Annotated in this window: 5 protein-coding genes; 1 reads left to right on the forward strand and 4 read right to left on the reverse strand. The window is 36.6% G+C overall.

Going from position 1 to position 9105, the window contains the following annotated elements; genetic code table 11:
• Window positions 1–6: 6 nt before the first annotated feature.
• The 3 genes from DNJ73_RS09130 to DNJ73_RS09140 all read right to left on the reverse strand — a co-directional run bounded on the left by DNJ73_RS09130 (window position 7) and on the right by DNJ73_RS09140 (window position 6710).
• Window positions 7–1239, reverse strand: coding sequence for a glycosyltransferase family 4 protein (locus tag DNJ73_RS09130; RefSeq protein WP_158467400.1), 1233 nt, complete (start codon window positions 1237–1239; stop codon window positions 7–9).
• A complete protein-coding gene (locus tag DNJ73_RS09135) occupies window positions 1236–2933 on the reverse strand; it encodes a glycosyltransferase family 4 protein (protein WP_158467401.1) in 1698 nt (565 codons plus the stop codon). Before DNJ73_RS09135 ends, DNJ73_RS09130 begins: the two co-directional genes overlap by 4 nt.
• Before the next feature lie 135 nt (window positions 2934–3068).
• Complete coding sequence (locus DNJ73_RS09140) at window positions 3069–6710, reverse strand: DUF4214 domain-containing protein (RefSeq protein ID WP_158467402.1); 3642 nt, start codon at window positions 6708–6710, stop codon at window positions 3069–3071.
• Window positions 6711–7232: 522 nt separating this feature from the next.
• On the opposite strand from DNJ73_RS09140, the gene DNJ73_RS09145 reads away from it, so the two are divergent.
• Entirely contained in the window at window positions 7233–8174 is a 942-nt protein-coding gene (locus DNJ73_RS09145; RefSeq protein ID WP_187152642.1) for a GDP-mannose 4,6-dehydratase, read from the forward strand.
• A 23-nt stretch (window positions 8175–8197) separates the two neighbouring features.
• Here DNJ73_RS09145 and DNJ73_RS09150 read toward each other — a convergent pair whose 3' ends face one another.
• Window positions 8198–8995, reverse strand: a complete 798-nt coding sequence (locus DNJ73_RS09150) for a glycosyltransferase (RefSeq protein WP_158467404.1) — start codon at window positions 8993–8995, stop codon at window positions 8198–8200.
• Window positions 8996–9105 lie beyond the last annotated feature (110 nt).

The raw sequence follows: 9105 nt of genomic DNA on the forward strand, positions 1-9105 counted from the left end.
CAATTTTTAGTTTAATAATCTCTCAACCCATTCTATTTGTTTAGGCAAACAAATATTCTTTAAATCATAATTCTCTTTAGCATAATCTCTTGCATTATTACCTAGTCGTTCTCTATCTTCAGGACTATCAAGAAGATGACAAACTTGATTAACCAAATTCTCAATATCAAAAAAATTAACTAATTTCCCAGTTTGATTATTTGCAATAACTTCATGTAAAGGTTTCGTATCACTTGCCACAATTGCACAACCACAACTCATCGCCTCAATCAAACTCCATGAAAGAACAAATGGATAGGTCAGATAAATATGGACAGTGGATAATTGAAGAAGAGGTAAAAATTTTTTATATTCGATATTTCCAAGGAAATGCACTCTTCCCCAATCGACGCTATCAATATGAGGCCGAACCTCTGCTGCAAAAATGTTTTTCCAGGTTTCTCCATTTTCAGGCCTTGTACCATAACTAACATCATCTCCACCAACTATAAGAATTCTTGCTTTGGGCCTCCGTTTAAGCAACTCCGGCAATGATCTCATGAAAATGTGATATCCCCTATATGGTTCCAAATTTCGATTCACAAAGGTAATCACCTCATCATTTTTAGTCAGTACATGGTTTTGATTAATAGTCATTTGCACATTTTTATTAGGTATAACTTTTTGAGTATCAATACCATCGTGAATAACACTTATCTTTGATCTAAAGGATTCTGGGAAAGTACTAGCTTGCCAATGAGTTGGAGAAATTCCAGCATCCGCATCCTCAAATTGCAAAAGATGTTGCAAGTTCTTTAAACGCAATCTACAGACATTCCCAACATCAAGAACTGGAAATTCTGGATCAAAATCAGTATCTGCTCCATTATTTAAATAAAAAAATTCACAATAGATACCAAGCTTCGCTTTAGGCCATACTTCCTTCAAAAATAAACTTTCCCCCCACCCATGATGAGCAATGATTAAATCGGGATAAAATCCCTCTTTTCGCATAACTATTGCTTTCCTAAAACAAGCCTCACCTCTAATAATTTTGGTTTCAAAGTCAGTAACCCAAGGATGAATATTAGGCGTAGAAAAACGTTCGGCTTTATATTGAATAATTTCGATACCTTGCCACTTGTTTCCAAGACTAGGATTCATTGACATGGCAAATAAAGTATGACCTTTACTTAGTAAAAAGGGAGCTAAATGTCTAAACTGCCCAGGGAACCATTGATGAATAAAAAGAATTTTCATATCAATTTATCTTCAACAACATTACCAAAATTATTTGGTTGATCTAATTTCATCAAAATGCCAATTTTGAGAAACCAAGTCAAACTCCTAAAAATAAAAGATTGACGTTTTTCAGGAAATCTACTGATTATCTCTAGTGCTGATTGAGGAGCACTTTCTACTGCTTTCAAGATTTGATATATTTCATCATAACTTGGTAGTATATCTTTCGTAAAATTGACCATATCTAATTTAAAGTAGCTATCTAATCTTTGCATAGCTACTTGAAGGTCATTATCAAGCAGGGAAAATAGTGTGTCTGTTGAAAGATTATATGTTGAATAATGTGAGAAAGAATGAAAAGGATCCATACGAGCAGGCCATGGATACTTCAAAGGTTTTAATTCTTTTACATGAGTCTCTCTGATATCTCTTAAACGCAACCAAAGCGATTCATATTTGGAAATTATCACTCTCCAATCATATGAATCTATTGCACGTTTTCTACCTGCCTTACCCATTTGACGTATTAAATCAGGTGAATCAAATAATTTGATAAATGCATTAGTAGCCTCTTTTACATCAACGGCAACTAAAGAAGAGGTTTTCCCACAATACATATCGTAAGTATCCAGTCCTAATGCATGGCGATATGATAAATCATTTCCCAAGCCAGCTGAAGGCATAGTTGTAGGAATACGAAAACCATCTATTCCATCTCGCACTGTATCTTTATAGCCATCCCAATCAGAAACCACAACAGGAAGCCCTGCAGCCATGGCCTCAATAGGAGTAATACCAAAAGTCTCCTGAATATTGTCGGAAAAAGAGCAGAAAATATCTGCACTCGCCCAAGCTAAATCTCTATTACTTTTATTCCGACCATCTAAATTTAAAACAGATATATTAGGACAACTCGTTTTAGCTGCTTCAACAAAAGCTTTCGCAATGTATTCATTTGCATGCCATCCACATTCAACAAGGACAACATTTTTATTTGTAGCTTGAACTGCGGCTTCTAACGCTTGATACATCACCAAAGGATGGGCCTTAGCATGAAAAGACAATCGCCCCATAAAGAGAACAACAATTGCATCGGATGATATTTGAAGTTCTTTGCGAGCAGAATCTTTTTGAAAAGGAGTAAATACGAAATCATCTGTGTGAATACCAAGAGGTATAACTGGTAGTTGAGGTAAAACAAATGTTGTAATTCCAAGTCTATTCCTAAGAAAATCAACCTGTGCTTGTAAGATATTTTCCACATTTGCTTTAGATGCATTACTAGTACAAATAAGACAATCCCAAGGGTAAATTGGACTTGAAATTAAATCAACAATCGCATCCATTGCTCTGATTGAAGATGTCGTATGTGTTATTCCACAAAGGCTCCATGATCCATGTCGTTCAAGTGAAGCACGTCTAAAAGAATATTTAGAAATATCAGGACCTGGATAGAAGACTAAGCCAGATTCAGAGAGTGCGTTAAGAGAATTATTGAAAATAGCTTTAACGGGTTCAGACCTTCCGAAAGAAAGTACTTTTTCTAAATATTCTTTTGCATACTTAGGATCATCTACAAGAACCCAAAATTCATCAGTATTACTATGAGTTAAATATCCACGAAGAAATGATTCGCCAGCTGCATTTCTCCCCATTAATTTTGAACCAGAGGTGCTGTAGGCTTCAGGATGATAAAAAATTGTTGAAATCATCTATGTTATTAAAAAATAAAAGAATTAAGTCTCAACAAAAATAAGAAAAAATAAAAATAGTTAAAAAAAAAGCCACTATGTAGTGGCTTTTAAAAAAATTACCCCCTCCAAAGGAGGGGGAGGTTAACTAAATAGTTATGCTCTAAATGTAGTCAAGTTAGCACTAACGATTGATGTCGCATCAGTAACACCGGTGAAGGTAGCTATATCAGCAACAACCCAGTCAGTTAGGACTGCGTTTCCACCACCACCAGCTGTAGTTGCAATAGCAGCTGTAGTGTTTGTTCCATCATCATAGAAAACAAGGATACCGTCACCAGCAATAAAGGTAGCTGCAACAGTTAAGTTTGATCTCATATCTGCTTGTAACTCTGAAGCACTTGAATAGTTACACTGGAATGCAGCAGAAGTAACGTTTGTATCAGCACTATCAAGGTCAACAGCAGCAGTAGCGTTAACACTCAAGATGACTCCAGTAGCTGCTGCAACAGTAGTTGCATCAAGTTCTACAAAGTCAGTGACAGCTGTCAAACCCTCGATATCAGAGATATCAAATGCAACTAGGTCAGTCTGTGATGCATCAAAGTCAGTAATCTCGTCATTATTAGAGGCGGTAGCGTACAGCCTAAATGTGTCTGCACCAGCACCACCAGTGACTGAGTCTTTTCCACCACCCGCGGAGATCACATCAGCTCCAGCACCACCAAGGATTGTATCTGCACCATTACCACCAGTAAGTGTATCTGCTCCATCACCACCAGTGATCGAGTCGCTACCACCATCACCAGTAAGTGTATCTGCAGCACCACCACCAGTAATGGTGTCTCCACCAGCACCACCAGATAGTGTGTTAGCTGCTGTAGTCGAACCAGTAAAGGTTAGTCCCAAAGTTGCATTATCTGCATCGATACTAACTGTTCCAGTGTTAGTAGAAGCGTTAATAGTTGTTAGAACTGCGGTTGCCTGAGACTGTATAGCGTTCGTTATTGTGAAATTCGATCCACCAGTGATGTTCAATGTCACAAGATCTTCAGCGTGAAGATCAGTAATAACAAAGGCTAGAGCTGAATCAATAGCACCATCATCGATCGTCAATGTTTCTTCGTCGTCAACGATCAAAGAAATAATACTTGTAGCTGCATCAGTATGAGCTTGAACGGTAAGAGTGTTAGAAGAGTTATCTAACAAACGATCAAAGGTAGTTGTATCAGATGCACCCTGGTCTCGGACGGAAAACTCAGTAACTGTATTACTAGCATTGGTAATGCTAACGGTACCAGCATGATTCATTTCAATTCTGGTGAAACCAGAGTTGTTAGTAAACTGAACCATGTCCTGAGAAAGCTCAGAATCAACTCTTAGTGTTTCAAATCCTGTAACGCCTTCAGAGGATGTAGCAGTAGCCGCTGAATCTATCGCCAAAATGTCGGTTCCGGCTCCACCTTTAACTGTGTCACCAGAGGACAATGTGGCGTCCATGTTAACTGTGTCGTTACCTGAACCTGCATCAAGATTTACAGAGGTACCCTGAACAGTAAACGAGTCATCACCAGCTCCACCATCGTAAATATCGTTACCTCCAGAACCGGTAATAGTGTCATTACCGTCACCACCGTAAATAGCGTCATTAGCTGTACCGCCAACTAGTGAGTCATTACCGTCTCCACCTTTGATTGTTGAAGCAAAGTTTCCAACTATAATTGTATCTTCTCCAGAAGATCCAGTAATACTTGCTGTACCTGAAGTTCCCTGAGCAGTTACAGAGATAACTAAGGTGTCTGTACCTGTATCCTGCGCTGTCAAGCCTGAAGCATCAACAGTCATCAGACCTGTTGCAGTTGTTGTAAGACTTGTAGCAATATCGATTGCGTTGGTACCAGTCAGAGTTAGAGATACAGCAGTTCCTGTAATCGAGTCAGGAGTGATCGTTAGAGTAGTTATATCAAGTTGATCTGCACCAGATCCTGTACCAGTATCGATAGTTACGTTCTCATATCCAGTAGATGTGAAAGCGGTAGCACCGAAGATATCAACGTTAGCGCCAGCAGATGTCTTTGCTTTGTTGGCAATAGTAAGACTATCTGTTGTAGCTGATCCAGTGTCAGCAACTGTTAGAGCCGCAGCTAAGACACCATTAGCATCAGTTGAAGTATTACCGATGTTTACAGTGAAAGATCCAGCTCCACCAGTGATGGTTTCAGCCGAGTCAATGATATTTGCATTAGCAAGAGTCAAATTAACTGTATCAATAGATTCAGCAATCAACTGAGTACTTAAGCTTCCATCGAATTCGTTGTTAATAGTAATCGCTTCAACATTTGTGAATGTTGTTCTTGTTGCGTTATCTAAGACTATTGCAACTGCGTTATTAGTAACGATGGTATCTGTACCGTCTCCACCATCAACTGTGTCAGTAATTGCAAGAGCAGTGTTGGTAATTGTGTCATCACCAGCACCTCCAGAAACACTCAAATTTTGACCAGTGTTAGCCGTAAGAGTAAGAGAGTCATTTCCTGCTCCACCGGTAACGGTTAGATCAACAGATCCTCCAACACCTGTTTGGTTAATACCAGTAAGTGTGACATCGCCAGTAGCTGTAGAAGCATCAAATTTGCTGATATTAACTGTTGTTGCATCTAGTACAACTGTTTGATCAGCAGCTCCACCGAAATTGACTGTTGTCGCTGCATCAGCTGCAATTTCATAAGTGCTAGCTGCGGTATTAGAGTTAAAAGTAAGAGTTTCAACGCCGTCTATTGAAATCTCTGCATCACTACCACCAGTTACGTTATTTAATGCAACTGTGGCTGCCTGTGAACCAGTTGTTGATAGATAACCAAAATTAGTTGTACTGGAAGCTACATCTGAAACAGAGAATGATGTTGCTCCAGCAGCTATTCCAGTAAATGTTGCATTTGCAGTACTGGAAACGTTGTTAATTGTTGTCAGATCAGTTGCATTTGTTACCCCAAAAGTAACTGCACCAGAGAAGGTTGCATGAATCTCCTCAACACCTGAGATTTTGGCAGGAGTAACTGCTGTTCTGATATCTGCGTATAGCTTGTCTAAGCCAGATCCACCAGTAATCTCATCGAAAGCGTTAAGAGTGTTTGTGGAGTTAGTAGTTAGGTTGGCATTGAATATGTCAGCTCCATTTCCACCATTGAACTTGTCAACACCTGTAGTAAATGTAAAGGTTTGAGAAGTACCAGATGGACCGTTATCAGTAATAGTTGTAACGCTTGCAGCAATGCCAGCATCTGTATGAGCTGTGTCCTTATCAATTCCTGATAGATAAGATATGGCTTCAGTGATGTTGTCACCAGCAACCCAAGGATCAGTAGATTCAGCTTGGAAAGCTAAAATAGCCTCTGAACTTTCTTTAACCTTTGCTGTATAAGCAACTGCAGCGTTAGTTCTGTTAGTTAACGCTGTTTTGTCGTCTTCGCTACCTGCATTATTTTGAGCAGCGTAAATAAGGTGGTTTGCAATCTCAGCAAGTTGTATTTTCCCCAAATTTATTTCAAGAGTCCAATAGTTCAAGCCATCTACATCGGCTTCTCTATCGAAGAGGTTTTTATAAATTTGATTTACTTGAGACTCAGTAGAGAGACTGCCGTATACATCTTTAAATTCCGCCTGAGCATACATGTCAGCTGCGAACTTCGATGTGGTAATCCCTTTTTCAGTCCAGTAATCAAGACCGGTGGGATCAGCAGCGCGCCCGAAGTATGCAACGTAAAGCTCTTGGAGTTGTGTGCTAGTCGCGTTGGCCATGGGGAGAGAATTTCTTAATCGGGTAGTGATCTCCGCAGGTAAACTGCGGCTATCTGTTTATGGACAGGCAGTATATAACCTGAATGAAACAGAATCCCCGTAAGTATATGTTTCATGTCCCCTGACCGCAAGATTTTTATCTGGTTAAACAAGGAAATCCGAACAAACTATTAATTACATCTTTTATTAATTCCACACATGAGAAGAATCTTTTAGCAATTACAAAGAGGAGAGGCTTTCAGTCATAATCTATTTGTATCACAGGTTTTCGAGAGAAATTTTTGAGTTTGAAACAAGCACAAATAAGTTTTTAATAGCGATTTTTTTTTGTTTGTTCATGTGGACAAAGAGAGTTTTTATGTAAACGAATTAACCAGATATCAAAGTGCACACCACAAACAAAAAACATCTAAATAACTTAATTATTTGTCCAAAAAATATGAATTCCGACCCGATAATTGAGATGAATGATCTAGTTGCCCTAAACTAATAGAACAAAATAAATCCAGTTTTAAGACTCAATTGAATAGCAAAACTGCCTTGGTTTTAGGATGTAATGGTCAAGATGGATCACTAATTAGCCTCTTATTGCTTAAAAAAGGTTATAGAGTTATTGGATTTTCGAGGAACTCCGACAACACAAGAAACAACATTTTAAAATTGGGCATAGATAAAGATATAGATTTTATCTCTGGAGATATAAGGAATATAGAACTTATTTCATCGATAATTAGTCAAAACAAACCTAATGAGATATACAATTTTGCTGCTCAATCTTCAGTAGGCAAATCTTTTGAAGAGCCCATAGAAACAACTCAAGGTATAATTCAAGGTACAATAAATATTCTAGAATCGGTTAAGAACGCAAGCTTAGAATCAAAAATATTTTTTGCAGGAAGCAGTGAAATTTTTGGAGATACTGAAAAAGGAGCTGATATTTCAACTGTTCAAAACCCTCAAAATCCCTATGGAATTAGTAAGCAAACTAGTTTTAATCTCGTTAAATTTTATCGAAATGTACATAACTTAAAATGCATGACAGGAGTAATGTTCAATCACGAATCTCGATTAAGACCACAGACATTTGTTACTCAAAAAATCATTAGAGCAGCAAAAGCTATTAAAGAGAAAAATGATTTAAAACTCAAGCTAGGAAATATTGAAATCATAAGAGACTGGGGTTGTGCTTCTGAATATATGGAAGCAGTCTATTTAATGACAAACGCGGGACAAATAAAAGATCATGTAATTTGCACTGGTAAAGCAACTAGCTTAAAAACATTTATATCTAAAGTATTTTCTGCATATGCTCTCAACTGGGAAGAGCATGTAGAAATAGATGAAAATTTATTTCGAGCAACAGAAATAATGAAAAATTTTGGGAATCCAGAACAACTCAGCCGTGATTTAGGATGGAAAGCAAAAATAAATATTGATTTATTAATAAATAAAATGATTCATTAAATTACTAATAACAAATCAACTTATTATGAATTAATTTCTAAACTGCGAATCATATTGATTAATAGTTTAGAAACATTTTTGAATTTTTGTTTATTTATTAATTCATTTCTTGAGTCATCAGACTCCATAACGTATTTCCTATTTGTGTACCAATCAATTAATCCATCTGCAATATTTTCAGGATCAAAACCTGGTAAATACTCAACAAAACTAGAAATATTATTAAATATACTATTAGGAGTCACCAGAACTGGCCTACCTGTTGCCAAGCCATGTCTAACAGAAGCACTTGAAGACTCACTTGTTTTTTGATATGGAAAAATAATTAAATCATTATTTACAAGTAAATTCAAACTCTCCTCGTCTGTCATATAATCACCATTTAAAGTAACTAAATTAGCTAAATTCAGCTGCTCTATTAAAGTCTTTAATTTAATAAAGTAATCTAAATTATTTTCATCATAAATAGCACAAAATAATCTCAATTTAATATTGAATTTCTTTTTCTTCAATATATGAATTGCATAAATCAACTCTTCATAACCTTTATTAGGTAAACAAAAGCCATAAGATGCTATAACTCGATTTTTCAAACTTAAAAAAGCTTTACCAAATATATTCTTTATTTTCCTTCTTTTCTGACTATCAAAATCTAAAATTCCATGAGGAAATAAGCTAACATTATCTATCAAATCTAAACATTTTAATCTATTCAAATCTTCTATAGAATGAACAAGTATACGAGTACAAATTTTTAATACACTAGAAATGCTTCTTAGTTGTTTTTGATTATTATCAACTGGATCAATCGTAGAATGCATAATTAAAATAATATTAATATTATTTTCAGTAAGCTTCAAAAGTAAATTAGAGAATTGCTCGAAATTAAAAAATCCCCAACTGGTTGCATTGGTTTAGTAATAGTTACAAA

The sequence above is a fragment of the Prochlorococcus marinus XMU1408 genome (assembly GCF_003208055.1).
GTDB classification, from domain to species: domain Bacteria; phylum Cyanobacteriota; class Cyanobacteriia; order PCC-6307; family Cyanobiaceae; genus Prochlorococcus_B; species Prochlorococcus_B marinus_A.